Annotated in this window: 28 protein-coding genes; 14 read left to right on the top strand and 14 right to left on the bottom strand. The window is 69.6% G+C overall.

The annotated features are described in order from the left end of the window. The first annotated feature begins 95 nt into the window (after positions 1-95). Complete coding sequence (locus ACXMYJ_RS06945; RefSeq protein ID WP_460354925.1) at positions 96-1,724, top strand: N-acetylmuramoyl-L-alanine amidase; 1,629 nt, start codon at positions 96-98, stop codon at positions 1,722-1,724. 9 nt (positions 1,725-1,733) lie between these two features. Here the strand turns inward: ACXMYJ_RS06945 and ACXMYJ_RS06940 are convergent, their stop codons facing one another. The 4 genes from ACXMYJ_RS06940 to ACXMYJ_RS06925 all read right to left on the bottom strand — a co-directional run bounded on the left by ACXMYJ_RS06940 (position 1,734) and on the right by ACXMYJ_RS06925 (position 6,891). Next, complete coding sequence (locus ACXMYJ_RS06940; protein WP_460354923.1) at positions 1,734-4,475, bottom strand: helix-turn-helix transcriptional regulator; 2,742 nt, start codon at positions 4,473-4,475, stop codon at positions 1,734-1,736. Positions 4,476-4,542: 67 nt separating this feature from the next. Continuing rightward, positions 4,543-5,355 carry an HAD family hydrolase gene (locus tag ACXMYJ_RS06935; RefSeq protein WP_260755819.1) on the bottom strand — a complete coding sequence of 271 codons (813 nt, stop codon included), beginning with the start codon at positions 5,353-5,355 and terminating at the stop codon, positions 4,543-4,545. Beyond that, positions 5,352-6,101, bottom strand: coding sequence for a lysophospholipid acyltransferase family protein (locus tag ACXMYJ_RS06930; protein WP_443188227.1), 750 nt, complete (start codon positions 6,099-6,101; stop codon positions 5,352-5,354). The genes ACXMYJ_RS06935 and ACXMYJ_RS06930 overlap by 4 nt, the downstream gene beginning before the upstream one ends. A 4-nt stretch (positions 6,102-6,105) precedes the next feature. After that, a complete protein-coding gene (locus tag ACXMYJ_RS06925; protein ID WP_443188226.1) occupies positions 6,106-6,891 on the bottom strand; it encodes a lysophospholipid acyltransferase family protein in 786 nt (261 codons plus the stop codon). A gap of 168 nt (positions 6,892-7,059) precedes the next feature. Here ACXMYJ_RS06925 and ACXMYJ_RS06920 point away from each other — a divergent pair, with 168 nt between their 5' ends. Then, positions 7,060-8,622: a Rieske 2Fe-2S domain-containing protein gene (locus ACXMYJ_RS06920; RefSeq protein WP_443188225.1), complete on the top strand. Its 1,563-nt coding sequence runs from the start codon at positions 7,060-7,062 to the stop codon at positions 8,620-8,622. Continuing rightward, a complete protein-coding gene (locus ACXMYJ_RS06915) occupies positions 8,619-8,966 on the top strand; it encodes a hypothetical protein (protein ID WP_260755824.1) in 348 nt (115 codons plus the stop codon). Before ACXMYJ_RS06920 ends, ACXMYJ_RS06915 begins: the two co-directional genes overlap by 4 nt. On the opposite strand, the gene serS is transcribed toward ACXMYJ_RS06915, so the two are convergent. Then, positions 8,963-10,222, bottom strand: coding sequence for a serine--tRNA ligase (gene serS / locus ACXMYJ_RS06910; protein WP_260755825.1), 1,260 nt, complete (start codon positions 10,220-10,222; stop codon positions 8,963-8,965). The genes ACXMYJ_RS06915 and serS overlap by 4 nt on opposite strands. Positions 10,223-10,346: 124 nt before the next feature. On the opposite strand from serS, the gene ACXMYJ_RS06905 reads away from it, so the two are divergent. From ACXMYJ_RS06905 to ACXMYJ_RS06895, 3 genes are all read left to right on the top strand, one after another. Further along, complete coding sequence (locus ACXMYJ_RS06905) at positions 10,347-11,726, top strand: septum formation family protein (protein ID WP_260755826.1); 1,380 nt, start codon at positions 10,347-10,349, stop codon at positions 11,724-11,726. A gap of 4 nt (positions 11,727-11,730) precedes the next feature. Next, positions 11,731-12,084, top strand: coding sequence for a metallopeptidase family protein (locus tag ACXMYJ_RS06900; RefSeq protein ID WP_260755827.1), 354 nt, complete (start codon positions 11,731-11,733; stop codon positions 12,082-12,084). Between the two features lie 76 nt (positions 12,085-12,160). Continuing rightward, the gene (locus ACXMYJ_RS06895) at positions 12,161-12,361 is read left to right on the top strand and encodes a hypothetical protein (protein ID WP_260755828.1); all 201 of its coding nucleotides are present in this window, start codon (positions 12,161-12,163) and stop codon (positions 12,359-12,361) included. Here ACXMYJ_RS06895 and ACXMYJ_RS06890 read toward each other — a convergent pair. Next, the gene (locus tag ACXMYJ_RS06890; RefSeq protein WP_443188223.1) at positions 12,341-13,036 is read right to left on the bottom strand and encodes a histidine phosphatase family protein; all 696 of its coding nucleotides are present in this window, start codon (positions 13,034-13,036) and stop codon (positions 12,341-12,343) included. The genes ACXMYJ_RS06895 and ACXMYJ_RS06890 overlap by 21 nt on opposite strands. Next, positions 13,033-13,968, bottom strand: coding sequence for a prephenate dehydratase (pheA, locus tag ACXMYJ_RS06885; protein WP_260755830.1), 936 nt, complete (start codon positions 13,966-13,968; stop codon positions 13,033-13,035). The genes ACXMYJ_RS06890 and pheA overlap by 4 nt, the downstream gene beginning before the upstream one ends. A gap of 111 nt (positions 13,969-14,079) precedes the next feature. Here pheA and ACXMYJ_RS06880 point away from each other — a divergent pair, with 111 nt between their 5' ends. The 4 genes from ACXMYJ_RS06880 (at position 14,080) to ACXMYJ_RS06865 (ending at position 17,724) form a co-directional block, all read left to right on the top strand. Continuing rightward, a complete protein-coding gene (locus ACXMYJ_RS06880; RefSeq protein WP_460354916.1) occupies positions 14,080-14,892 on the top strand; it encodes a DUF2470 domain-containing protein in 813 nt (270 codons plus the stop codon). Between the two features lie 37 nt (positions 14,893-14,929). Further along, positions 14,930-15,697 carry a CPBP family intramembrane glutamic endopeptidase gene (locus ACXMYJ_RS06875; protein WP_260755832.1) on the top strand — a complete coding sequence of 256 codons (768 nt, stop codon included), beginning with the start codon at positions 14,930-14,932 and terminating at the stop codon, positions 15,695-15,697. Between the two features lie 48 nt (positions 15,698-15,745). Continuing rightward, on the top strand, positions 15,746-17,032 hold the full coding sequence (locus ACXMYJ_RS06870; RefSeq protein ID WP_460354913.1) for an LCP family protein: 1,287 nt from the start codon (positions 15,746-15,748) through the stop codon (positions 17,030-17,032). Positions 17,033-17,169: 137 nt separating this feature from the next. Then, the gene (locus tag ACXMYJ_RS06865; protein WP_460354910.1) at positions 17,170-17,724 is read left to right on the top strand and encodes a ferritin; all 555 of its coding nucleotides are present in this window, start codon (positions 17,170-17,172) and stop codon (positions 17,722-17,724) included. Here ACXMYJ_RS06865 and ACXMYJ_RS06860 read toward each other — a convergent pair. The 3 genes from ACXMYJ_RS06860 to ACXMYJ_RS06850 are packed head-to-tail and all read right to left on the bottom strand — an operon-like array spanning position 17,721 to position 19,976. Then, entirely contained in the window at positions 17,721-18,542 is an 822-nt protein-coding gene (locus ACXMYJ_RS06860; RefSeq protein ID WP_460354907.1) for a glycerophosphodiester phosphodiesterase, read from the bottom strand. The two genes, ACXMYJ_RS06865 and ACXMYJ_RS06860, sit on opposite strands and share 4 nt — an antisense overlap. 4 nt (positions 18,543-18,546) lie before the next feature. Continuing rightward, positions 18,547-19,620, bottom strand: coding sequence for a DUF4328 domain-containing protein (locus ACXMYJ_RS06855; protein WP_460354905.1), 1,074 nt, complete (start codon positions 19,618-19,620; stop codon positions 18,547-18,549). A gap of 14 nt (positions 19,621-19,634) precedes the next feature. Beyond that, positions 19,635-19,976 (bottom strand): rhodanese-like domain-containing protein, encoded by a 342-nt coding sequence (locus ACXMYJ_RS06850; RefSeq protein ID WP_460354903.1) that lies wholly within the window; start codon positions 19,974-19,976, stop codon positions 19,635-19,637. 365 nt (positions 19,977-20,341) lie between these two features. Between ACXMYJ_RS06850 and ACXMYJ_RS06845 the strand changes: the two genes are divergently transcribed. Further along, positions 20,342-20,500, top strand: a complete 159-nt coding sequence (locus ACXMYJ_RS06845; RefSeq protein WP_460354901.1) for a hypothetical protein — start codon at positions 20,342-20,344, stop codon at positions 20,498-20,500. A 13-nt stretch (positions 20,501-20,513) separates the two neighbouring features. On the opposite strand, the gene ACXMYJ_RS06840 is transcribed toward ACXMYJ_RS06845, so the two are convergent. After that, positions 20,514-20,855: a S24/S26 family peptidase gene (locus tag ACXMYJ_RS06840; protein ID WP_313901351.1), complete on the bottom strand. Its 342-nt coding sequence runs from the start codon at positions 20,853-20,855 to the stop codon at positions 20,514-20,516. 22 nt (positions 20,856-20,877) lie between these two features. On the opposite strand from ACXMYJ_RS06840, the gene sodN reads away from it, so the two are divergent. The 3 genes from sodN (at position 20,878) to ACXMYJ_RS06825 (ending at position 22,925) form a co-directional block, all read left to right on the top strand. Next, the gene (sodN, locus tag ACXMYJ_RS06835; RefSeq protein ID WP_260755838.1) at positions 20,878-21,300 is read left to right on the top strand and encodes a superoxide dismutase, Ni; all 423 of its coding nucleotides are present in this window, start codon (positions 20,878-20,880) and stop codon (positions 21,298-21,300) included. Between the two features lie 161 nt (positions 21,301-21,461). Further along, positions 21,462-21,995 (top strand): peptidase, encoded by a 534-nt coding sequence (locus tag ACXMYJ_RS06830; protein WP_260755839.1) that lies wholly within the window; start codon positions 21,462-21,464, stop codon positions 21,993-21,995. Between the two features lie 531 nt (positions 21,996-22,526). Beyond that, positions 22,527-22,925: a helix-turn-helix domain-containing protein gene (locus tag ACXMYJ_RS06825; protein WP_260755840.1), complete on the top strand. Its 399-nt coding sequence runs from the start codon at positions 22,527-22,529 to the stop codon at positions 22,923-22,925. 20 nt (positions 22,926-22,945) lie between these two features. Here ACXMYJ_RS06825 and ACXMYJ_RS06820 read toward each other — a convergent pair whose 3' ends face one another. From ACXMYJ_RS06820 to ACXMYJ_RS06810, 3 genes are read right to left on the bottom strand one after another with little or no spacing between them, the layout of a single operon-like run. After that, entirely contained in the window at positions 22,946-24,133 is a 1,188-nt protein-coding gene (locus tag ACXMYJ_RS06820) for a hypothetical protein (protein ID WP_260755841.1), read from the bottom strand. Then, positions 24,130-24,621 carry an ImmA/IrrE family metallo-endopeptidase gene (locus tag ACXMYJ_RS06815; RefSeq protein WP_460354897.1) on the bottom strand — a complete coding sequence of 164 codons (492 nt, stop codon included), beginning with the start codon at positions 24,619-24,621 and terminating at the stop codon, positions 24,130-24,132. Before ACXMYJ_RS06815 ends, ACXMYJ_RS06820 begins: the two co-directional genes overlap by 4 nt. A gap of 60 nt (positions 24,622-24,681) precedes the next feature. Further along, positions 24,682-25,650 carry a hypothetical protein gene (locus ACXMYJ_RS06810; RefSeq protein ID WP_260755843.1) on the bottom strand — a complete coding sequence of 323 codons (969 nt, stop codon included), beginning with the start codon at positions 25,648-25,650 and terminating at the stop codon, positions 24,682-24,684. Between the last annotated feature and the right edge of the window lie 188 nt (positions 25,651-25,838).

Genomic DNA, 25,838 nt, shown 5'->3' with positions numbered 1-25,838 from the left:
CGGAACGGCACCGCAGAAGCGCCTGAGCGCTCTGCGGTGCCGTTGCGCGCGTGTCGCAACACAAGCAACATACGGCACATAAGTAACATCAGTCCGTGCTGTATCGGCGTCCCGCACCTTCGATACTGTTTTCCGCGCTCGCGGCGACAGTGGTGCTGCTGCCGTTGGCGATCGCCGGAGTCCCCGACTCCGGCGATTCCCCGTCGACGGCCGCACCGCAGGTGGTCGAGCAACCGCTGGCCTACCTCGGAGGCGGCGAGACGATCCGCGAAGTCCACCAGGACACCCCGTTCTCGATGGTGGCCCTGACCTCGCAGGACTTCGGCGGCACGACCGTGCGGTTGCGCGCCAGAAAGGACGACGGCTCGTGGGGGCCGTGGTATGACGCCGAACCCCTCGAGGGTGTCGGCGCCGACCAGCCCGCACCGGGCGGGGTCCGAGGCACCGACCCGATCTTCGTCGGGCGCACCACAACCGTGCAGATCGCGGTGACCCGCCCCGCCGACGCGCCCGCGACCGGGCCGGCCGCGCCCGGGCAGCCACCCGCCGGCCCCGAACTCGGCTACATCCCGGCCAACGTCGAGCAACCGCTGCCGCAGAACATCACCGCGGTGTTGATCAGCCCGCCGCAGGCGCCGCCGGACCTGGTGCCGATGCCCAACGCCGCGACGCCCGCAGGTCAGCCGCCGCGCATCATCAACCGGGCCGAATGGGGCGCCGACGAAGGCATGCGGTGCGGCGAACCGCGCTACGACAGCAGGGTCCGTGCCGGCGTGGTGCACCACACCGCGGGGAGTAACGACTACACCCCGCAGGACTCGGCGGGGATCATCAGATCGATCTACGAGTACCACACCCGGACCCTGGGCTGGTGCGACATCGCCTACAACGCGATGGTCGACAAGTACGGCCAGGTCTTCGAAGGACGTGCGGGCGGCATGAACCGACCCGTCGAGGGTGCGCATACCGGCGGCTTCAACCACAACACGTGGGGCGTGGCGATGCTGGGCAACTTCGACGTCGTCCCCCCGACACCGATCCAATTGCGCAACACCGCAAGGCTTCTGGGGTGGGTGCTGGGCCAGTCCGGGGTCGATCCGCTCGGCACGGTGGTGCTGCCGTCCGAGGGCGGCTCGTTCACCAAGTTCCCGTTCGGCTCGTCGCCGACGCTGCCGGCGATCTTCACCCACCGCGACGTCGGCGCCACCGAGTGCCCGGGCAACGCGGCCTACGCTCTGATGGGCCAGATCCGCGACATCGCAGCCCGATTCAACGATCCTCCCGGCCCCGAGCAGCTCGCCGAGACGCTGCGTGGCGGCGCCATCCATGCCAAGTGGGAATCCCTGGGCGGCATGAACAGTTTCCTCGGCCGGCCGACCTCACCCGAGGCGTCCGGCGAAGGCGCCACCCGCTATGTGACCTTCGAGCGCGGCGCGGTGTACTGGTCCCCCGAGAGCGGGGCCGAGCCCGTGACCGGAGAGCTGTACAAGGCCTGGGGCGCACTCGGATTCGAGCGCGGCGCGTTGGGCCTGCCGACCAGTGCCGAAATCGCCGAACCGCTGTGGATCGTGCAGAACTTCCAGCACGGCACCCTGAACTTCGACCGGGAGAAGGGCACCGTCACCCGCGTGATCGACGGCGTTCCCGTCGAATTGCCGCCCGACACCGGCGATTCGGAGCCGGTGCAGTTGGAGCGGTTCACCCCGCCGAGCAACCCCGTCTAGACCGGCCGGCTACGTCAGCCGGGTGCCGAGCTGAGACCGGGAGCGGATCCCCAGTTTCCGGTACACCCGGGTGAGGTTGGTCTCCACCGTCTTGACGCTCACGTACAGCGTGTCGGCGACCTCCTTGTTGCTCATGCCGGAGGCCACGAGTTCGGCGATCCGGCGTTCGGAATCGGTCAGCTCGGCGCCGCTGCGGTCTCCGGCGTCGATGCGCGCCAGTTCCGTTCGGGCCCGCTCGGCCCACAGCGGCGTGCCGAGCTGTTCGAACTGGCGCAGCGCGCCGCGTACCGTGCCGGCCGCCGTGTCCCGGCGGCGCAGGCTGCGCTGGATACCACCCATCACCAGCTGGGTGCGGGCCCGCTCGAACGGCATCGGCAACCGATCGTGCTGGACCATCGCCCGCCCGACCGCGGCAAGAGCGCCGTCCAGGTCACCCTGCGCCGCGCACAGCATTGCCCGGCAACGGTTTCCGACAGCCAGCAGCCACGCCCGGTCCAGCGCCGCGCCGTTGCGCTCGAACGCAGCGATCATCGGCTCAGCCTCACCGTGCCGGCCGAGCGCGATCAGCGCCTCCACCGCGTCGGGCACGAACCAGCATCCGATCAGCTCGGTCCCCCTGAACGGCCGGTACAGCTCGATCAGCGGTTCGGCCATCGCCGCCGCGCGGGAGTGGTCACCGCGCGACACGTGCAGAAACGACAGCGCCGCACGCGCCCAGACCGTCAGCGCCGCGTACCCGGCGCCCCGCTCGAGTGCGCTCTGCGCCAGTTCCCGCGCATGGGCCTCGCGGCCGCGGTAGGCGGCCGCCACCGCGCAGATGCTGGTCGGGATCACCATCGACCCACCGACCTGCCGGGCTCGCTCCAGAAGGTCCGCGGCGTGCCGGTCCGCCTCGTCGTATCGGCCGCGCCAGATCGCCACCAGCGTGCGGTACCCCGTCACAGCCATCACGTCGTGTTCGGCGCCGCGCTGCACACACCGCTCGGCGATGTCGGTGAGCTGCCGGTCGGCCTCGTCGAGACGACCGGTGATGGCCAGGGTGAGGCCGCGGGTCGCGCTGGCCCGGAACGGGACCGGGATCGCTGCGTCGACGTCCTCCAGGTCGACCGCACGCTGCAGCGCGGCTTCGTCGAGTCCGTCCCCGGCCTGGCACCGGACATACACCGACGTTGCCAGCGCCTGGCTGGTCAACGCCGGCATCCGGGTGCGTTCGGCGATCTCGACGGCCAGGTCCACCGACGCGATCTGACGGTCGAACGCCCCGGTCATCCCTTGGGCGAACCCCAGCATCAGCAGCGCAGACACGTGCACGGCGTCGTGACCCTCGGCGTCCACGCAGGCGCGCTCCAGCAGGGCGACGGCCGCGCCGTAGTCGTCCTCGAAAATCCGCACGCCGGCAAGCAGATTCAGCGCGATCGCGCGCAGCACGCCTGAGCCCAGTTCACCGATCATGCCGTCGAGCAGGGTGGCTGCCCGCGGCATGTCGCCGGCGGCGTAGTGGTGTTCGGCCGCACGGATCCGCCGGGACACGCTGTCGCCGCCGAGCCGGATCGCCAGTTCCATGAACTCGGCGGCTGCCGCGGGCGCCCCACGGTGACGCGCCGAGTCGGCCGCCGCGTCGAGCGCCGCCAGCGTGGCGTCGTCGGCGACGGTGGCCGACATCGCCAGGTGCCGCGCGCGCAGTTCGGGGTGCTGCTTGAGGTCGGCCAGTCGACGATGCAGCTCGCGCCGCCGGGCCGGCGGCGCGCTGTCGTAGATGCCACTGGCCAGCAGCGGGTGGGTGAAGCGGACCCGGTTGCCCTCGATGACGACAACGCCGGAGACCTCCGCGGCTTCCAGCATCGTGGTCACCTGATCTGCGCTGCGCTCAACGGCTTCGGCGATCAGGTCCACCGTCGGTGCGGTCGCCGACGCGGCGGCCAGCAGCATGTCGCGCACCTGCAGGTCGAGTCGGTCCACCCGCAACCGGACCAGCTCTGCCAACGTCGCGGGCAACCGCACCGCCGGCCCCCACGACTCGCCGTCCATCACCCGTGCCAGCTCGAGCGCGTAGAGCGGGTTGCCGCCCGACACCTCGGCGATCCGCACGATCGCAGGTCGTGAGAACCTGCGCCCCAGGCGAGCCGACAGCATGGCGTGCAGCGCGCCCAGGCTCATCGGCGTGACCTGCACCCGGGTCAGCGCACCGGTGCCGACCTGCAGCCAGGAGGCGGCAGGCTCCCCGACCTGCGCGCCGGTCCGTTCGGTGACGACGACACCGGCGGGTCCTCTGAGCCTGCGGGCCACGAACGCCAGCACCGCGCGACTGGACGGGTCGAGCCACTGCACGTCGTCCACGGCGATCAGCACCGGGGCCTGCGCCCCCAGAATCTGCACGGTGCTCAACAGTGCTGCGGCGGTGACCCTTTCGTCGGTCTGCCGGCCGGAGGTGTTCTTGCGCAGCAGGACACGGTCGGCGGCCAGCCGCTGCATGCCGGGCAGCGCCGCCAGCACGTCCTGGTCGACGGTGCTCAACAGATCGGCGACGGCGGCGTGCGCCAGCCCACTCTCGGCCTCGCCGGTGCGCGCCGAGAGCACCACGAATCCGGCCTCGGCGGCGCGCGCGAGCGCTCCGGCCCACAGCGTGGTCTTACCGATGCCCGCCTCACCCTCGATCAGCATCCCGACCGGCTGCCTGCGGGCTGCTGCGAGGAAATACCCCACGGCGGTCGACGCCGCGGGGCCATACCCACCCCCCACACCGGACATCATGCCAGGAGCAAACCCGGGCACTTACCGGAAGGTGAGAGTGTCCTGCAAGATCCCTGTGGTCTATCGACTACAGCCACCACCGCTCGAGGACGCGGGCGACGCCGTCCTCCGCGTTGGTGGCGGTCACCTCGTCCGCGGCCGCGACGGCGTCGGGGTGAGCGTTGCCCATCGCGACGCCGAGCCCGGCCCAGTCCAGCATGGGCACGTCGTTGGGCATGTCGCCGAAGGTCACCACGTCGGCCGCGTCGATCCCCTGAGGCCGGGCCAGTTCCTCGATACCCGCGGCCTTGCTGATGCCCAGTGGCATCACCTCGATGAGCCCGTTGTTCGTGGAGTAGGTGATGTCGCCCTCGACCCCGATGTGCGGGGCCAGCGCGGCGGCCATGTCGGCGCTGCGCGCCCCGGCCTTGCGGATCAACAGCTTGACCGCCGGTGCGCTCAGCAGATCCTCGATCGAGACCTCGGTGTTGTCCGGGTTCAGCCAGGCGTGCTCGTATCCCGGCGAGCTGACGAACTGCGGAGTGGCGGCGTCGTGCGCGCTGTTCCCTACCCGCTCCACCGCCAGCCCGGCGCCCGGGATGATCCGGGTGGCGATCTCGGCGAGCCGGGCCAGCGCGTCGGTGGCCAACGTCCGCGCCGAGACGATCCGATCGGTCGCCGGGTCGTAGATCACCGCGCCGTTGGCGCACACCGCCATCGGGGCGAACCCGAGTTGGTCCACGATCGGCGGCACCCACCGCGGCGGCCGGCCCGTCGCGAGCACGAACTGTGCGCCGCCGTCGACCACGGCACGCACCACCGAACGGGTTCTCGGACTGACGTTCTCGTCGTCGTCGAGCAGTGTGCCGTCCACGTCGGTGGCGATCAGCAACGGCTTCACCGGTTTTCGGCCCGTCTACGCGCCCGCTCCGCCAACTCGGCCTCCTCCAGACGTCTGGCTTCCTGCGGCGTCGGCGCTCCGCCGCCCAGCCGGCGCGGCACCCAGAACGCACCGCTGGGTCGCGGGTAGCCTTCCTGCGCCTCGTGCAGCAGATCGGTCATCTTCGCGCGCAGTTCCCGGTCCAGACCGGCGGCATCGCCGCCGTCCGGCCGGATCGGTTCACCAACCGCGACGGTGACCGGAATCTTGTTGCGTCCCAACGCCCTCGGATGATCCTTGGTCCACATCCGGTGGGCGCCCCAGACGATCAGCGGCACGATCGGCACCTGCGCCTCCCTGGCCATGCGCACCGCGCCGGACTTGAACTCCTTGAGTTCGAAGCTGCGGCTGATGGTCGCCTCGGGATACACCCCGACCAGCTCACCGCCGCGAAGCGCCTGGACCGCGGCGGCGTAGGCACCCGAACCGGCGCGGCGATCCACCGGGATGGTCCCGGTGTGGCGGATGAGCCACGCGATGATCCGCACGTCCTGCATCTCGGCCTTGATCATGAACCGCATCCGCCGCTTGCGCCTGCTGGCCGCCAGCGCAGCCGGCAGCCAGTCGACGTACCCGGTGTGGTTGATGGCCACCACGGCGCCCCCGACGGCGGGCAAGTTGTCCTCCCCGCGAAAGGTGATCCGTGTTCCGGTGGCTCTGACCGCCAGGTGTGCCGTGATCTCCAGGGTGCGGAAGACCGGTTCCATCGGCCTACCCCGGCGTCTCGGCGGTTCCGGTGTCCAGCCCCGGTGTGCCGCGCTTGGCGGCCTTGGCCGCCGCCTCCTCGGCATCCATCCGGTTGGCCTCGGCCAGCGTCGGCGCCCCGCCACCCAACCGGTGCGGCACCCAGAACTCGCCCGCCGGGTGCGGCCCGTAGGCGTCCTGCACCTGCTCGAGCAGGTGCTGCATCCGTGAGTGCAGCACCGTGGTCAGCTCGGCCGCGGGCAGCGTGGGCTCGATCGGCTTGCCGACCGCGATGGAGATCGGCACCTTCGGCCGCCACAGGTTCTTCGGCTGCCCCTTGGTCCAGATGCGCTGAGCGCCCCACACGATGTGCGGCACGATCGGCACCCCCGCCGCGATCGCCATCCGCGCCGCGCCCGACTTGAAGGCTTTGATCTCGAAGCTGCGGCTGATCGTCGCCTCGGGATAGACCCCGACGAACTCGCCCTCCCGCAGCTTGCGGCAGGCCTCCTCGAACGATGCGGCGCCGCTGTCGCGGTCGACCTCGATATGACGCAGGCTGCGCATGATCGGGCCGGTGACCTTGTGGTCGAAGACTTCTTTCTTCGCCATGAACCGCACCTTGCGCCCGAGGCCCTGCCGGTAGGCCGGCAGGCCGGCAAAGGTGAAGTCGAAGTAGCTGGTGTGGTTGATCGCGATCACCGCGCCGCCGGTCTTCGGCAGGTTCTCCACCCCGGTCACCGTGAATTTCAGGCCCTGGACCCGCCAGGCCAGGCGCGCGAGCTGGATGACAGTGCCGTATACCGGTTCCACAGCCGCCAGCGTAGTGCGCTGCCAATCCGCGACACACGAGGGACATCCAGGCCGTGAGTGCCCCCACCGAACCGCGTCCGGGGCCTCACTGGAACGACGAGCCCCTCTCACCCGGCTAAGCTGCAGGGCGGACCAACAGCACCCGATCCGGGTGCAGAAGGGGTATCTGTGCAGGTCACCAGCGTCGGCCACGCCGGCTTCCGTATCGACACGAAGGCCGGGAGCATCCTGTGCGATCCGTGGGTGAACCCCGCGTACTTCGCGTCGTGGTTCCCGTTCCCGGACAACAGCGAGCTGGACTGGGCGGCCCTCGGTGACGTCGACTACCTGTACGTGTCGCATCTGCACAAGGACCATTTCGACCCGCAAAATCTCCGCGAGCACGTCAACAAGGACGCCGTGGTGCTACTGCCCGATTTCCCGGTGCCGGATCTGCGCCGGGAGCTGGAGAAGCTCGGCTTCCATACGTTCTTCGAGACCACCGACTCGGTGAAGCACCGGGTCAGCGGCCCGAAGGGCGATCTGGACGTGATGATCATCGCGCTGCGCGCCCCGGCCGACGGACCGATCGGTGACTCCGGCCTGGTAATCGACGACGGCGAGACCGTCGCGTTCAACATGAACGACGCCCGCCCGGTCGATCTGGACGTGCTGCACACCGACTTCGGCCAGGTCGACGTCCACATGCTCCAGTACTCCGGAGCGATCTGGTATCCGATGGTCTACGACATGCCGGCACGCGCCAAGGAGGCGTTCGGGACCCAGAAGCGGCAGCGCCAGATGGACCGGTGCCGCCAGTACATCGCGCAGGTCGGCGCGACGTGGGTGGTGCCGTCGGCCGGGCCACCGTGCTTCCTGGATCCCGCGCTGCGCAGCCTCAACGACGACCACGCCGATCCGGCCAACATCTTCCCCGACCAGGTTGTGTTCCTCGACCAGATGCGCAGCCACGGTCACGACGGCGGACTGCTGATGATCCCCGGGTCGACGGCCGATCTCACCGGGTCGCAACTGAACTCGCTGACCCACCCGATCCCCGACGACGACGTCCTGGCGATCTTCACCACAGGCAAGGCCCAGTACATCGCCGACTACGCCGAGCGGATGGCGCCGGTGCTGGCGGCGCAGAAGGCGGGGTGGGCCCCGGCGGCCGGGCCGCCGCTGCTGGACCCGCTGCGCGAGCTGTTCGAGCCGATCATGCTGGCCTCCGACCAGATCTGCGACGGCATCGGCTATCCGGTCGAACTGCGCCTGTCCGGTCCGGGCCACGACGAGACGGTGGTCATCGACTTTCCAAAACGCGCTGTGCGCGAAGCTGTTCCGGATGAGAAGTTCCGATACGGCTTCGCCATCGCGCCGGAGTTGGTGCGCACCGTGCTGCGTGACCGCGAGCCCGACTGGGTGAACACGATCTTTCTGTCCACCCGCTTCTCGGCGTGGCGGGTCGGCGGCTATAACGAATACCTCTACACGTTCTTCAAATGCCTGACCGACGAGCGGATCGCGTACGCCGACGGCTGGTTTGCCGAGGCTCACGACGACAGCGCCTCGATCACGTTGGACGGCTGGGAGATTCAGCGGCGCTGTCCGCACCTCAAGGCCGACCTATCGAAGTTCGGTGTGGTGGAAGGCGAGACGCTGACCTGCAATCTGCACGGCTGGCAGTGGAACCTGGCCAGCGGCCGCTGCCTGACCACCAAGGGCCACGAGCTGCGGTCGGAGAAGCTGTGACCCAGCCCCGCGGGTCCACCCGCTTCTACGACGACGGCCGTATCCAGCTCGACCGCGAGGCGGTCACGTTGCGGCGCTACCACTTTCCGTCGGGCACGTCGAAGATCATCCCGCTGCGCGAGATCCGCGGATACCGTGCCGAGCCGCTCGGCGCGTTCACCCATCGCTTCCGACTGTGGGGCACCTCGGATTTCCGTCGCTGGCTACCGCTGGACGTGAACCGGATGCGGCGCTCCACGCTGGTGACGTTCGACGTCGACGGGACCCGGCTGGACCCGGCGTGCACGCCGGAGCGACCCGAGGAGTTCATCGAGGTGCTCGACGAACTCCTGGACGCCCGTTAGCTTTTCGGCTTCAGCACATCGGTGCCGACATACGGCACCAGCGCTTCGGGGACGCGCACGCTGCCGTCCGGCTGCTGGTGGTTCTCCAGGATGGCGACCAGCCACCGGGTGGTGGCCAAAGTGCCGTTGAGCGTGGCGGCGGTCTGCGGCTTGCCGTTCTCGTCGCGGTACCTCACCGACAGCCGGCGCGCCTGGAACGTCGTGCAGTTCGACGTCGACGTCAGCTCGCGGTAGGCCTGCTGGCTCGGCAACCACGCCTCGCAGTCGAACTTGCGCGCCGCCGACGAGCCGAGATCGCCTGCGGCGACGTCGATCACCCGGTAGGGCACCTCGATCAGTCCGAGCATGTGCCGCTGCCAGCCGAGCAGCCGGGTGTGCTCTGCCTCGGCGTCCTCGGGTCTGGAGTAGACGAAGCCCTCCACCTTGTCGAACTGGTGCACCCGGATGATGCCGCGGGTGTCCTTGCCGTAGCTGCCGGCCTCACGGCGGAAGCACGACGACCACCCGGCGTAGCGCAACGGCCCGGCCGACAGGTCGAGGATCTCGCCCGAGTGGTAGCCGGCCAGCGGCACTTCAGAGGTCCCGACCAGGTACAGGTCGTCGGCCTCCACGCGGTACACCTCGTCGGCGTGGGCGCCGAGGAAGCCGGTGCCTGCCATGATCTCGGGCCGCACCAGCACAGGCGGCACCATCAGCGTGAAGCCGTTCTCGGTGGCGGTGCGCACCGCAAGCTGGAAGAGGCCGAGCTGCAGCAGCGCGCCGAACCCGGTGAGGAAGTAGAACCTCGACCCCGACACCTTGGCACCGCGCTCCATGTCGATCAGCCCGAGCGACTCGCCGAGCTCGAGATGGTCCTTCGGGTTGTCGATGGCCCTCGGCTCGCCGACGGTGTCGAGCACCACGAAGTCGTCCTCGCCGCCGGCCGGGACACCGTCGATGATGAGATTCGAGATGGCCATGTGGGCGGCGCTGTAGACCCGTTCGGCCTCGGCCTGGGCGGACTCGGCGGCCTTGACCTTCTCGGCGAGGTCCTTGGCCGCGGCGAGCAACGCCGGCCGTTCGTCCGGGGTGGCCTTGCCGACCAGCCTGCTGGCGGCCTTCTGCTCGGCGCGCAGGTTGTCGGCGGCCGAGATCGCGGCCCGCCTCGCGGTGTCGGCGTCGGCGAGCGCGTCGACGAGACCGGGGTCCTCGCCCCTGGCCAGCTGTGAAGCGCGTACGGCGTCGGGGTTCTCTCGCAGCACCTTCAGGTCGATCACGGGCGCAACCCTACGGGGTCGGCCGGGGTCCTGGCATAACCGCGCAACGTCGCCGCCGAGCCGGCTCCAGCCGCATAACTTTACAATTGCATCACTTGTCACAGCACCTGACACGCCTGTCACAATGGAGCGGATGTCAGAGATACCTGGCCCGACACCGAGCCCGTGGTGGCGGAGTCTGCAGGCCGCGTCGACCCGGCGCGCGCTGTTGTTGACGGCCCTCGGCGGCCTTCTGATCGCCGGGGTGATCACCGCCCTCCCGACGACCGACCCGAACGGCGGGCTCACCGCCAACTCGATCTCACTCGGCCCCCGCGGCAACGACACGTTCGACCATGCCAAGAGCGGCGACTGCCTGAACTGGCCGGACCGCACACCGGACGCCGCGGAGATCGTGGACTGCGCCGGTGAGCACCGGTTTGAGGTGGCGCAGTCGGTGGACATGCGGACGTTCCCGGGCAGTGAGTACGGCCCGGACGCCGCGCCGCCGTCGGCGGCACGCATCCAGCAGATCAGCCAGGAGCAGTGCTCGGCCGCGGTCAAGCGCTACCTCGGGGTGCGCTTCGATCCCAACTCCCGCTTCACCATCAGCATGCTGTGGTCCGGTGACAAAGCCTGGCGGCAGTCGGGTGAGCGGCGCATGCTGTGCGGCCTGCAGCTGCCCGGCCCGAACAACCAGCAGCTGCCGTTTAAGGGCAGGGTCGCCGAGATCGACCAGTCGAAGGTGTGGCCTGCGGGCACCTGCCTGGGTATCGACTCCGCGACCAATCAGCCCACCGACATTCCCATCGACTGCGCCGCACCGCACGCGATGGAGGTCACCGGTGCGGTCAACCTGGCCGCGAAATTCCCGGACGCGGTCCCGCCCGAGCCGGAGCAGGACACGTTCATCAAGGACGAGTGCACCAAGCTGACCGACGCCTACCTGGCCCCGATCAAACTGCGTGACACCACGCTGACGCTGGTCTACAGCACGGTGTCGCTACCGAGCTGGTCAGCGGGCAGCCGCCAGGTGTCGTGCAGCATCGGCGCCACCCTCGGCAACGGCGGCTGGTCGACTCTGCTCAACAGCGCCAAGGGCCCGTTGATGATCAACGGGCAGCCACCCGTCCCCCCGCCGGACATCCCGGAGGAGCGCCTGAACCTGCCGCCGATCCCGATGCCGGAGTCGTCCGGCAGCTCGTCGGACTCGTCGAGTTCAAGCTCGTCGTCTTCGAGCTCGTCGTCTTCGAGCTCGTCGGGTTCGAGCTCCGATGACAGCCAGCAGTCGACCGTGCACGGGCCGCAGACCCCGGCACAGCCCGAGCAGCCGGCCGGTCAGGTTCCGGAGTCGGGTAACACGTTCCTCAACGGAGCGCCGCCGGCTCCGCCCGCGCCCCCTGCCGACCAGTTGCCTCCGCCTCCGCCTCCGCCTGTAGATCAGCTGCCACCGCCTCCCGCACCGGCGCCACCGGTGCCCGGTCCGCCGCTCGCACCGCCACCGCCGCCGCCACCCGGGGTGTAGCCCGATGGCCGTGCGGATGAGCCCGCAACGGTTCGACGAGCTGGTCGGCGACGCGCTGGATCTGATCCCGCCGCAGCTGGCCAAGGCGATCGACAACGTGGTCGTCCTCGTCGCCGACCGCAACGAGGAAGAACCCGAACTGCTCGGTCTCTACGAGGGCGTCGCACTGACCGAACGGGACTCCTGGTATGCCGCCGGCTCGTTGCCGGACGCCATCACGATCTACCGCGGGGCCCTGCTGGACATCTGCGACAGCGAAGCGGAGGTGGTCGACGAGGTGGCCATCACCGTGATCCACGAGATCGCCCACCATTTCGGTATCGACGACGACCGCCTCCACGAACTCGGCTGGGGCTGACCCGTCCGCCCTGCCCGTTCGTGAAATGGCCGCGCGGCAACCGGGACCCGTCACCGGCGGGTGCTATGAACGGGGCATGACCAATCAGTGCCGCGCCTGCCGTTCAGGGCTGGAGCACTGCCACGGCGCGCTCATCCACCACGCCTACCGTCGTGCCGAATGCACCGAGGACGGCTGCATCGCCACCGACAGCGTCCATGAGATCCACCTCGACTGCAGCGCGGTCGGATGCGTGTGCGACGAGCACGTGACGGTCTCAGCCCATCGGGTCGGCTGAGGCCGCCGGGTCCACGCCGGTCGTCACCGGGGTGTCCGGGTCGAACGGCGGGGTGAACTTGCCCCACTGCACACAGCTCCACCGGCCCTCGGTGACCGGGGCCAGCACCACGGATTCGGTGTTGGCCAGGTGGTGGTCGACCGCGAACCGGCTGTCCACCCCGGCCAGTACCGCCGACACCAGACGGATGGCGGCGCCGTGGCTGACGACGATGATGTCGTCGTGCCAGCCCGGATCGTCCAGGTAGCGCATCCGCAGCTGCTCGAGCACGGGCACGTATCGGTCGATCACCTGCCGCGCCGACTCGCCGCCGGGCAGGGCGAGATCGAGTTCTCCTTCGTGCCAGCGCCGGTAGATGCTGTTGAACTGGTCGTGGGCGGCCTCGTCGTCGCGGTTCTCCAGCTCACCGACCTGCACCTCGTGCAGACCTTCGAGTTCGTGGCGGCCGTGCGCCGGCGCGGTGAGCTCGGCCGTGATGTGGTGCGCGGTCTGGACGGCGCGGATCGCGATCGAGTGCGCGACCAGCGCCGGCGGACGGGCCAGCGTCCGGGCGAACGAGCGGGCCTGGTCGCGCCCGAGATCGGTGAGCTCAGCCCCCGGCGGCAGCGTGTCGAGCCGGCGTGCCACGTTGCTGTGGGTCTGGCCGTGCCGCACCAGCACCAGGCGCCCGCTCACGGTCGCCCCTCCCGGAGCCGGTCCAACCACGCCGTCGCGCCGTCCGTCGGCGGCGGCACCGCGCCGACGACCTCGCCGGTCGGCCAGGACCCCAGGTAGCGCACGTCCGCGCAGCGGCGGTACAGCGCCCGCAGGGCCTCGGCGACCAGCACGTCGTCGATGTGCCCGACGAAGTCGAGGAAGAACTTGTAGGTGCCCAGTTCGGTGCGGGTAGGCCGCGATTCGATGTTGGTCAGGTCGATGTCGCGGACGGCCAGCTCGGTCAGCGCCGACACCAGCGCGCCGGGCACGTTGGCCAACTGCAGCACCACCGAGGTGCGGTCGGCACCGGTGCGCTTCGGGGGCTGACCGGGGCGGCCCGCGAGCACGAACCGGGTTCGTGCATTCGGCTCGTCGACGACGTCGCGGGCCAGCGCCTCCAGGCCGTACCGCTCGGTGGCGAGCGCAGTGCTGACGGCGGCGTCCGCGCGTTCGGCCGCCACGTCCTGTGCGGCCGCGGCGTTCGAATTGGCGGGCACCAGTTCGGCGTGCGGCAGCCGCTGGGCGAGCCAGCGCCTGACTTGCGCGGCCGCCACCGGATAGGCGGCCACGGTGCGGATGTCCGCCGCGGCGACGCCGGGACGCACCGCGATCGTGAACGCCACATCCAGGGTCAATTCCGCGAAGATCTGCAGTGGGGTGCCGACGGCCAGGCTGTCCAGGGTCGGGATCACCGACCCGTCGATCGAGTTCTCGATCGGCACGCAGGCGTAGTGCGCGTCGCCGGACCGCACGGCCGCCAGCGCGGCCGAGGTGGATTCGGCGGGGATCCGGGTCACGGGCTCCGGCCCGGCGTCCGGGGTCGGCGGCGGGATCAGCCCGCTGGCCTCGATGGCGCGCAGCGCCGCCTCGGTGAACGTCCCCTCCGGGCCGAGGTATGCGATGCCGGGCACCGCACCACCCTAACGGTTGCCCCGGTAATCCCGTTCCGCTGCGGAAGCCCTTGCGCGGCGGTGGCGAGGGTAGTTAAGTTAGCCTCACCTTACCAACTTGAGGAGGCGGCGATGACCCCATCGACAGCGACTTCAGCCCCCACTACCGCGGAGCGGATCCGCAGCGCCTGCGCACGGGCCGGGGGCGCGATGCTCGCCGTGGAAGGCATCGACCCGACGGCCACGCCGGTGCACCACCTGCTCGACGACGGGTCGTTCGCGATCACCGTGCCCGGGGACGGCCCGCTGGCCGCCGAGGTGACCTCGAAGGGCAACGCGGGCATCCAGGCCGTCCTGGAGATGACCGACTACGCGCCGCTGCCGTTGCGGGAACCGGTGCGCTCGCTGGTCTGGATTCAGGGCAGGCTGCGCGACGTGCCGCTCCCCGAGGTGCCGGCGCTGCTGGATCTGATCGCCGCAGCGGAACCGAACCCGGCTCTGCTGCAGGTCGAGGCGGGGCATCGCGGTCCCGGAAGCGGACACCGCGACGAGACCCGCTACGCGCTGATGCGGCTGGAGATCGAGTCGGTGGTGGTCGCGGACTCGACCGGCGCCGAGTCCGTCGCGCTCAGCGCCCTGCTGGGGGCACGACCGGACCCGTTCTACGCCATGGAGTCGTGTTGGTTGCAGCACATGGAGTCGGCACACCGCGACGTGGTCGACCGGCTGGCAGCCCGGCTGCCCACCTCGCTGCGGCAGGGTCGGGTACGACCTCTCGGGCTGGACCGCTACGGGGTGCAGCTACGGGTGGAGAGCGAGGACGGCGACCACGACGTCCGACTGCCGTTCACCCGTCCGGTCGAGAACGTGACCGGCCTGAGCCAGGCCATCCGGGTACTGATGGGCTGCCCGTTCCTCAACGGCCTGCGCGCCCGCGGCGCCTGAGCCGTCCCCAGCCGACGCGGCCACTACCGTGTCTGCGGTGGGCGTGACCGCAGAAGGACCGACCGACGAGCAGCGGCGCGCACTGCGCGTCGAGATCGGTGTCGTGCTGGCGGTGACGTTCGCCCTCAGCGGCTACACCGCGCTGCTGCGCCTCATCGAGAGCGTCCTGCTCGGTTTGTCCGATCAGATCGTGGCGCTCAACCCGATCCGCTCACCGTTCGACCTGATCGACCTCGGCTTGAACCTGGCCGTGCTGTTCCAGCTGCTGGCCTGGGGCGCACTGGCGGTGTACCTGCTGTGGCGCGGCGGAGACGGTCCGGCCCGCATCGGTCTGGCCCCGATCCGTTGGCGCGCAGATGTTCTCGGCGGCGTCGGGCTGGCGCTGCTGATCGGGGTGCCCGGGCTGGCGCTGTACCAGATCGCCCGGCTGCTCGGACTCAACGCGTCCGTCGAGCCTGCCGAACTCAACGACACCTGGTGGCGGATTCCACTGCTGTTGCTGCTGTCCTTCGGCAACGGCTGGGCCGAGGAGGTGGTCGTGGTCGGATTCTTGCTGACCCGGCTGCGCCAACTGCAGGTCAACCCGTGGACGGCGCTGCTCGCCTCGAGCGTGCTGCGCGGGATCTACCACCTCTATCAGGGCTTCGGAGCCGGTCTGGGCAATATCGCGATGGGCCTGGTGTTCGGTTACGTGTACCAGCGCACCGGTCGACTGTGGCCGCTGATCATCGCGCACACCCTGATCGACGCGGTTGCGTTCGTCGGGTATTCGCTGCTCTACGACCAGATCAGCTGGCTACTCTGACCGTGCGGCGACACCGCTGCCGACAGCGCCGGCGCGTACATTCTTGTCGTGACCGACAAGCGGCCGCCGCTCCCGGGGCCGGTTCCGCCTCCTCCTCCGCGCCCAGGCCAGGGCCGTCGTGAGCCGTCACAGGTGATCCGGCGCGACCCGAACTACCGTCCCGTGTGGCCGCCCAACCCGCCGACGCCGCCGCGCAGGCCGGCGCCGCCGGTCGCGCCGCCACCGTCTCCGCCGACGCGTCACCCACCGTCGCCCAACCCGCCGCCCGCCCGGCCGCGACCGGCCTCACCACCGCCGCCGCCTCCGCCGCCACGGCAACGAAAGACCGCTCCCGCACCACCCCCGCCCCCGGCAGCTGCCCGCAGAAAACCCCGGCGGCTGCGCCGTCTGCTCCGCATCGCGGCGGTGCTCGTGCTGGTGGCCGCCGTCGGCACGGTCGCCGCCGGCGTGTGGATCGATTCGTCGCTGACCCGGGTGCCCGCGCTGACCGGTCTGGCCGATCGCCCCGCACAGGGCAAGGGCACCACCTGGCTGCTGGTCGGTTCCGATGCCCGCGAGGGCCTGACTCCCGAGCAGCAGGCCGCGCTGGCCACCGGCGGTGAACTCGGCGGTGGCCGCACCGACACGATCCTGCTGGTGCATCTGCCCGGCCTGGGCGGCAGCACTCCGGCCACGATGGTGTCGATCCCCCGGGATTCCTACGTCTCGATCCCTGGCTACGGCAGCGACAAGATCAACGCCGCATTCTCCGCCGGTGGTCCGCAGTTGCTCGCGCAGACCGTCGAGGCGTCGACCGGTCTGCGTATCGACCACTACGCCGAGATCGGCTTCGGCGGGTTCGCGGGGCTGGTCGACGCCGTCGGCGGGGTGACGATGTGTCCGGCGGAGCCGATCAGCGACCCGCTGGCCGGCATCGACCTGCCCGCCGGATGCCAGCGCCTCGACGGGCGGTCGGCGCTGGGCTTCGTGCGGTCCCGCGCCACCCCACGCGCGGATCTGGACCGGATGGCCAACCAGCGCCAGTTCATGGCCGCGCTGGTGGAACGCGCGTCCAGCCCGACCGTGCTGCTCAACCCGCTGCGCTGGTATCCGATGCTGCGGGCCGCGGCGGACACCGTGGCCGTCGACGACGGCGACCACGTGTGGGACCTCGCCCGGCTGGCGTGGGGGTTGCGCGGCGACGTCGTGAACGTGACGGTGCCGATCGGAGAGTTCACCTCCAACGGATCGGGATCCATCGTGGTCTGGGACACCGACGCCGCGCAGCGGCTGTTCTCCGCATTGGCGTCGGACTCACCCATCCCTCAGGACGTCATCGACGCCGGCCGCCGGTAGACGTCTGTAGACATCTTGGCGCCAGCCAGCAAATTGTGTAGGCCACGTCACCATGCCCATCCTTACTAAGGCGAAACTTGCCTCGGTAAGGATGACCTTTGCTGAAAAGCAGGTATGACCTGGTCTATTCTCGGGCCATGACTTCCGCCGCCGCCATCGACGCCCTCGACACCAAGTTCCACCGGCTCCTCAACGACCAGGTGCGCAGCGAACTCGGTGCGTCCCAGCAGTATCTCGCGATCGCGGTGTATTTCGACAGCTCCGACCTACCGCAACTGGCCAAGTTCTTCTATCGCCAGTCGGTCGAGGAGCGCAATCACGCGATGATGCTGGTGCAGTACCTGATCGACCGCGGCGTCGAGGCCGAGATCCCCGCAGTCGATCCGGTGCGCAACGCGTTCGACACACCCCGCGACGCCATCGCCTTGGCGCTCGATCTCGAGCGTGCCGTGACCGAGCAGATCAGCAGTCTGGCCGCCACCGCCCGCGACGAGGGCGACTACCTCGGCGAGCAGTTCATGCAGTGGTTCCTGAAGGAGCAGGTGGAAGAGGTCTCGTTGATGACCACGCTGGTCCGCATCGCCGAACGGGCGGGCTCGGACCTGTTCCACCTGGAGGACTACGTCGCGCGTGAGATCGCCGCGCCGTCGGCGGACTCGACGGCACCGAAGGCCGCCGGCGGCGCGCTCTAGTCGCGTTCGACGCCGGTCGCCCCGGTCTGGAGCCACGACTTGGTGCGGCCCGGGTGGTTGGTCGCGATCCAGGCCACTCCGAGGTCACGGCAGTACTGCACGTCCTCGTAGTGGTCGACGGTCCAGCAGTACAGCGCGCGGCCCTGGGCGGCCGCCCGGTCGACGAGCTCCGGGTATTCGCGCAGGGTCGCGATGCTAGGCCCCACCGCGGTGGCGCCGACTGTGGTGGCCGCACCGCCACCGAGGAAACGCGAGGTCTCCCCGAGCAGCACCGTGGGCAGCATCGGGGCCGCCCGCCGCACTCGCCACACCGCGGCCGCGGAGAAAGACATCACCACCGCGCGCGCCAGATCGGCGGATGCCGGTGCCGCGATACCGAACCGGTGCAACAGCGCGAGCACCTTGCTCTCCACCAGTGCGCCGTACCGGACGGGGTGCTTCGTCTCGATGAACATCTTCACCGGCCGGTTCCAGTCCAGGACCAACGTGACGAGTTCTTCGAGCGTCAGCAGCCCGGTGCCCCCGGTGCTGCCGTCCGCCTTCGAACCGGGGTGCCAGGAACCGAAGTCGAGATCGCGCAGCTGCGCCAGCGTCATCTCGGAGACCAGGCCGGTTCCGTTCGACGTGCGGTCCAGCCTGCGGTCGTGCAGGCACACCAGATGCCCGTCGCGGGTCAGTCGCACGTCGCATTCGACCGCGTCGGCGCCCTCCTCCAACGCAAGCTCGTAGGCCGCCCTGGTGTGCTCCGGGCGATCCGCCGACGCACCTCGGTGAGCGACCACGAATGGATGACCGCCGAACGTCCCGCCGGAGCTCATGGGGCTATGCTGCCGGGTTCGCCCCGGAGCGCTCAACCGCACGCGCGGGTTCGGCGTCCACGGAGTCCTCGGATCGGCCCGGGGCGTCGGGGTTTCCTTCGTCCTCGGCGACGGCTCGGTGGGCCGGTTTGCCGGGCATGGCCTCGACCATGACCCAGCGCCGGGACGGCCGCTCCACCGGCTGCCGCTCGAAACCGAGGAACACGCGTAACGCGGCGAGCACCGCGGCGGCGGCGACCAGATACGCGACGACCGTGGCGACCGTGTTGTCCGCGATGCCCTGCGGGTCGGCGGTGAAACTGGTCGCGAACGCGAACACCGACACCGCGGTGCTCGCGACCCAGAGCAGCCACCACAGCAGGATCGGTCTCTGCAGCCGGCGCTGTCGCTCTTCGGCGCCGGCGAGTTCGGTCACGAAGACCGGGGCCCACAGCAGGTTGACGAACGGGATCAGGCAGCCCAGGCGCAGCATCCACCTGGATCTGGGTTCCGGCTGGCCGAGATGACCGAACGCCGCCGCCCGCCGTGCGATCAGCCAGTTCAACAGCACGACGATGCCGGCGACCGTCATGAACGCCGCCACCACACTGACCGCGACGCCACCCCAGGTGGCCGCTCCGGCGATCCACGGGTGCAGCAGCACCGAGCGGTTGATGATCAGCAGCACGTAGCGCACGAGATGGACGAACGCGGCGGCACCCAGCGCGGCGGCCGCCATCACCAGCGTCATCCGGACCGCGGTCGCCGACGGCCCGGTGCGCGGGGCGGTCTGCTCGACCGGGGTGTCGAACTGCTCGACCAGGCCCCAGCGCGGGATGGTCTGGTATCGGGGGGTGGGACCGAGGTCACGGCGCCCACGGCGCGGACGCGGCGGCGCGCCGGGCCGGACGGCCACCCAGCGGTAACCGGACGGGAGCCGCTGACCCTGCGGCGCGGCGTCCCGGGCCGGGCTGCGCCATTCGGATCCGGAAGCGTGGCCAGACGGTGCGAGCAGGGTGCCACGACAGCGCGGGCACCACACCCGCTGCCGGTCGCGCACGTTCCACCGCGTCCCGCACTGGGAACACACTTGGATCATCGGACCAGAGTAAGTCAGACCGTGCCGGCATCTCCGGCGTCGGTGACCACAGGGCGTCCCGCCCCCGCCCAGGCCAGCATGCCGCCGGTGACGTTGACCGGTTCGTAGCCGTTGCGGACCAGGTATTGCGCGACCCGCTGCGAGCGGCCGCCGGCATGGCAGACCACGAACAACTGCGCCTTGTTGTCGATCTCGGCCATCCGCGCGGGCACCTCCCCCATCGGGATGTGCTGGGCGCCCGGCGCGTGGCCTCGCTGCCACTCGTCGTCCTCGCGCACGTCCAGCAGAACCACATTCTCGTCGAACTCGACCGGAACGTCGCCGATCGCCACCTGCCGCACGTCGGTGTCATCCATGACTTCATGCTGGCACGCGCTCCGCCCGGGTGGCCAGGACGGGAGAGCAGCAATAATCGCCCGGACGACACTATCCACAGTTTCCACAGCTTCATCCACAGAGCCCGCCCCAGTCCGCCGGGGTTTCTGTGGATAACCTGCCCGCCCACCGCCTACGCGATCAACAGGCCACGATCGCCCCGAGCGAAATACGTTGCCGTGCTAACCAATTTGGCGTCACACGGTGTTAAGTGACAGCATTTGCCAGTCGACTTCTCAGCGCGATCACAAGGGGTTATGATCGCCGTCACACGAGTGGGCTTGTGACTGATCTCACTGAGCGCAGGGTCCGGGGAGGTAAACAGCGTGCACAGGAGGAGCGTCTGATGGCGTCGTCTTCGATGGATTCGGGGTCGGCCTTCCAGCCGTCGGAGTGGCCGTCCTCCGCGCGTGTCTACACCCGCAGTCAGTTGATGGCCTGCATGCGGGCCGGGCTCATCGCCCTGGTCCTGCTCGGCATCCTTGCGCTGATCGTCCTGTACTGACCGTCCCCCACGTTCACCCGCGCGCGCTTCCCGGCAGCCGCCACAGCACGCGGTAACTGCCCGAGGCCGCCACCGGTCCGAAATCGTGAGAATCGCTCGCCCCTGCCGCACGCGGATTGTCCGACCGGGCCTCGAACACCGACCCGTAGACGTCGCCTACGCGTTTGACCAGCCAGCGGGTCGACGTGTTCGGATGCCGGAAGATCCTCAACTGCCCTTCGCGGGGCCGCCCGTCACGCCACGCCAGCAACATGTCCCCGGGCTTCAGCGTGGGCAACATGGAGTCCTCCACCACCACGAAACGGCGCACCGGCCAGTCGAACCCGGAGTCCTGTGGCCCATGGCTTCGCCGCATCGCCTAAGGGTAAGTTAGGGCCATGCTGCATCGACTGTTCGCCAACGCAACCCCTGCCCACGCCCACTGCGATCTGTACTGCGGCGTCTACGACCCCGCGCAGGCCAAGATCGAGGCGCTGTCCTGCCTCAAGACGATCCAGAAATACCACGACTCCGACGATGAGCACTTCAAGACCCGCGCCATCATCATCAAGGAACGTCAGGCCGAAGAGGTCAAACACCACCTGATGGTGCTGTGGGCCGACTTCTTCACCAAGGACCACTTCGAGCAATTCCCGAACCTGCACCAGCTCTTCTGGGACGGCGTGCACGGTGCCGGCGACGTCAAGAAGTCGCTCGACGTGGCCGTCGCCGAGAAGCTGCTGAAGACGATCGACGAGATCGCCGACATCTTCTGGCAGACCGACAAGGGCAAGCAGATGGGCGTCTACCCGCCTGCCTGACCCACCCCACCAACGCCTGCCCGGCTCGGTCGTCGACCGAGCCGGGTTTTGTTTGTCCAGCTAGCAGTCGTGTCCTCTTGTCTGCCAACAGGCTTGTGCCGCATTCTGTGCCAATCGACCCAGAGGCGTGTCGGGCGTTGGTCTGGATGCCAGGAGGCGAAATGGAGTTCGGGTCCGGACGGGCGATCGAGATCGCCCCGTTTCATTCACGCGGATCTCTCAAAGGGTTCGTCGTCTCGGGCCGGTGGCCCGACTCCACCAAGGAGTGGGCACAGCTGCTCATGGTGGCGGTCCGCGTCGCGTCGATGCCGGGGCTGCTGTCCACCACCACGATCTTCGGGGTGCGCGAGGAACTGCCCGAGGAGCCCGAGCCCTGCACGGTCGGGCTGGTGCTCGCCGAGGGCACCGTGGTCGGGGACTCGGCGGTGCCCCCCGGCCACTTCGCCGATCGTCAGCCCCCGGCGCTGATGATGCTGCATCCCCCCTCGGAGACCACGCCGTCACTTCCCGAGTGCACCGGCGCGGCGTCGGGCTGCGTGCTGCTGCCCGGGCTGCCGCACCTGGGTCTCGAACACCGCGCCGCATGGGTCGAGGCCGAATCCGACGGCACGGTGACCTCGATGGTCAGCCGCGTCGGGGTGGATCCGATCAGCCATCCCGACACCGCGATCCTCGCGATGCTGCTGGCCGCCTGACGGCCCTTCCGGTACCAGACCGCTGCGGGCGTGTCGGTCCTCAGGCGAACCGGCCGCGCCGCACAGGCCGGTGGCGGATCATCCCTGCCGGCCTGCCACTGGCTACTGACACCGTGACGAGAGGTGCGTCACACCGCGGACGCGGACGTTTGCCGTATCACATGCCGAGAAGCGACTTGCCGGCGCTGGGCAGAACCCAGGGACACCCAGCCTCCAGCAAACCAAACGTGGTCTGCGCCACCCCTTCTGCGATCGTTGCCGACGGTACATGAGGCAACTTATGTGACTGCAGCTGTCAAAGAGACGTGCGTATGCTGGCTACGGAGCCGTTAGTATTTGCTTAACCGCACCGTACTATGGCGGTGCGAGGTGCGAATACCGACGCCGTTCACGCCAGCAGCGGCACGTCACAGCGCCGACCGGGACGACTTTTACCCGGTTTGCACTTGGTTGTGGCCACAACTGTCGCTACGATAATCAGCAAATACGCCGCCCTATGAACCCGCTCGCCTGTATGTGGAGGTCATCCCAATGAGCAATACGTTTGCCGCTCGCCTCAACCGCTTGTTTGACACGGTCTACCCGCCCGGACGCGGGCCGCACACCTCGGCCGAGGTGATCGCAGCGCTCAAGGCCGAGGGGGTGACCATGTCCGCCCCGTACCTGTCGCAGCTGCGTTCCGGCAACCGCACCAACCCGTCGGTGGCTACCATGGCCGCGCTTGCCAACTTCTTCCGCATCAAGCCCGCGTACTTCACCGACGACGAGTACTACGAGAAGCTCGACAAGGAGCTGACGCTGCTCGCCGGGATGCGGGACGAAGGCGTCCGCAAGATTGCGGCCAGGACGGTCGGACTGTCGGCCGAGGCCAAGCAGGACATCGTGCAGAAGGTCGACGAACTGCGTCGCCGCGAAAACCTCGACGTTTAACCCTGTCGCGGGCGCGACATTCAGTCGGCAACCGCACCCCGGCCAGCGTGTTCCGGGACGGCGTCATCGGCATCCGCGGTCAGCCGCCGGTACTGGCGGGCGATCTCCAGGATCCACTCTCGATCCGAGTACGTTGCGGGCTGACGAAGCCATGCCAAACCGGGGAATCTCTCCCGCCCCGCCCCTGCGGCTCCGTGCCGCCCCTCGTAGATCCATGCCGCAATCGCGGCCGCCTGCTCGGTCGGTGAGGCGTCCGGTGCCTCCAGCCGCGCCCGCTCCACGAGCTCGTCAAGGTCGGTGACGTCGGCGCCGTTGCTTTCTACCGTGCGCAGCGCGCCGTCTGCGGCGGTGGCCTCCAGGAACAGCGCGTCGGAGATCAGAGACATGCGTTCGGCGACGCGAAAGACGAGCGGGCCCCGTGGACGGACCCCGATCCCGACATCGGGATGGCGGCGGCCGAGCTCATCGAGCAGGGGCTGGATCGTGCGCAGCTCCCGGCGCGCGCCGAACCAGTCCTCCAAGCTGGGCAGCAGGGAGCCGGCCGCGACGATCAGCATCGCGCAGCCCAGCAGCGTCGCCGCCGCACCGACCCCGACCGGTCCGGAGGTGCCGACCGCCCGCAGCAGGAAGAACGCCAGCGCTAGCACGATCAGCACGATGCCGACGGTGAAAACGAACAGCGCCCGGCCCCGGCGGGTCCGATTGGAATGGCGCAGTCCGGCCCACACCACCAGGCTGAGCGCCAGCAGCACATAGAGCAGCGGAAGCAGCCACGGCAGCGCATTGCCGCCGATCCCGAGGTTGCGCCGCAGATATTCGTCGGGCGCCATCTCGGGCTGTTGCCCCGCCGCCAGGAACATCCCGAAACTGAAGGCGGCGATCACCGCGGCGACGCCGTACTGGAACATCGCGATCCGTCTGACGGTGGCGGGGGCGCGGTTGGACGACACCGTCGTGATCATCACGCAGCTGCCGGCCGCGCAGGCCACCAGCGCCACTTGGCTGAGCCCCATCGAGATGTTCGGCCAACGCAGCAGGGTGTCGATCAACAGGGTCAGCGGCTGCCAGTTCAGTGCGGCGACCAGGGCGAGGCTGCCCAGCGCCAAGATCATCGCCGTGCTCACCAGGGACTGCTTGTTGACCAGTGCCCAGCCGATACGCAGGCCGGTGGCCAGCCCCAGGAGACCGGCGATCACCCAGACGATCAACCAAACGCCTCTCCGAGACGGACCTGGACGATCGAGGATCGGTCCGAAGGCAGCCGTCCGAGCCGGTAGATCAGCAGTGCGGCGAAGTCCTCTGCCTCCTGCTCGGCGTCCTCCCCGCTGGGTCCCATGCAACCGGTGCGCTGATTGAGCATGTAGCCGATGAGTTCCGAGCTGGCCAGCTCGGTGCTCTGCCTCGCCGCCTGCACCACCGGGATCCCCTCGTGACCCAGCACGAGATGCCCGAGTTCGTGGGCCAGCGTTCGATCCCAGGCGGGCAGCCCCTGCTGGATCAGGAAAACGTCATGGTCGGCGTACTGCCGCCACTGTCCGCACACACCCGGCGGCAGTTCGGCCGTGGCGAGTTCGATGGGCCTGCCCCGGTTTTCACTGACGGCTTCGACCAGACGCGGTAGTGACACCTCGCCATGGCGCGGGGCCAGGGCGAGCACGTCACTGACCGCTCCGGTGACGCTGCGGCTCGCGGGCATGAATCCTCCTCTCGGTGGAGTCCACTATGCGCGCCCGTCCCGGCGGGATGGGCGCCACTGTCAGTTCATGAAGCGCGCGGTGGCGGCGGTGCGCACTCCTTGTCCGGCTCTGGCCTGTCGGTAACCGACCAGCCCCCCGGCCCCGGTGAGGACCAGTAACCCGGCCAGTCCGGGCAATGCCAGCGCCGCAATCTGGGATATCCCGGCTCCGCGCAGATAATCGCCGTATCCGACCCGGTTGGCCGACGCGGGGACAGTGAGGTCGGCCCCGACCGTGGTCGTCGTGGTCTGCTGCCGAGGCGGCGGTTTCTCGGCGAACCGGCGAGGACCGGCGGACGTCGCGGGACCCGAGCCGGCAGCGGCAGGTCCCGGCGCACCGCCGACGGCGGGGACGGTGATCAGGATCGGCACGCTGACCGGCGCCTCGGGCAGGTCACCGGCGGCGACGCCGACATCGGGCACCACGTCCAGCACGTCGGGATGCTCGGGTTCACCGACCGGCGGTTCGACTCCGGGCCGCATGACCCCGCCCGGCACCGGCCGGATCGAAGGCACCCCCTGCGGCGGCCCTTCGCCGTAGTCGTTGTCGGATCCGGGCCCGTCGTCGGGGATGTCGGACCAGGGCCACGGCGGCCACGGCCAGGGCCAGCCCGGTTCGCAGTCCTTGTCTGCGCCCTCGCAACAGGGCGGACGCGGGCTCAGCGCACCGTCGTCCTCGGCGCCGGGCTCGTCGGATACGGGCGGGGACTCGGTGCTGTCGCCGCCGTCGTCCTTCCCCTCCGCATCGGGAGAGGAGTCGGGATCCAGGTCCGGTTCGCCTTCCTGGCCGTCCCCGGCATCGTCGCCAGGCTTGGCCCCGTCGGGGTCGCGCCCGTCGGCGGCACCGCCGAGGGTCTCGGGGCGGGCGGGGCTGTCGGCGACGTCCTCGGCCGGCGTGCGGGTGTCGGCCGAAGCGGTGGCGCCACCACCGACCAACAGCCCGGAAATCACCAGGCAGGCTGCTGCAGCGACACGCGCACCCCCACCCACGTTGTCACCACCCTTCGGCGAACCGCGCCGCCGTCTGACCCCGATGTGGGTCGATTCTCGCACAACCGGCCTGTTCCGTTTGCTGCGTGGCGCAAACCGGCCCATCATCCAGGGCGCGGGGACATCCGGTCCGGCCGTGAACGCTAGTGTTGGTCACCATCACCGCCGAATCGGCGGCGGACGTGCCG

The organism is Mycobacterium sp. ZZG, assembly GCF_054786995.1.
Note: the sequence above shows the minus strand (reverse complement) of the source record. Positions and strands in the feature narration are given on the sequence as shown.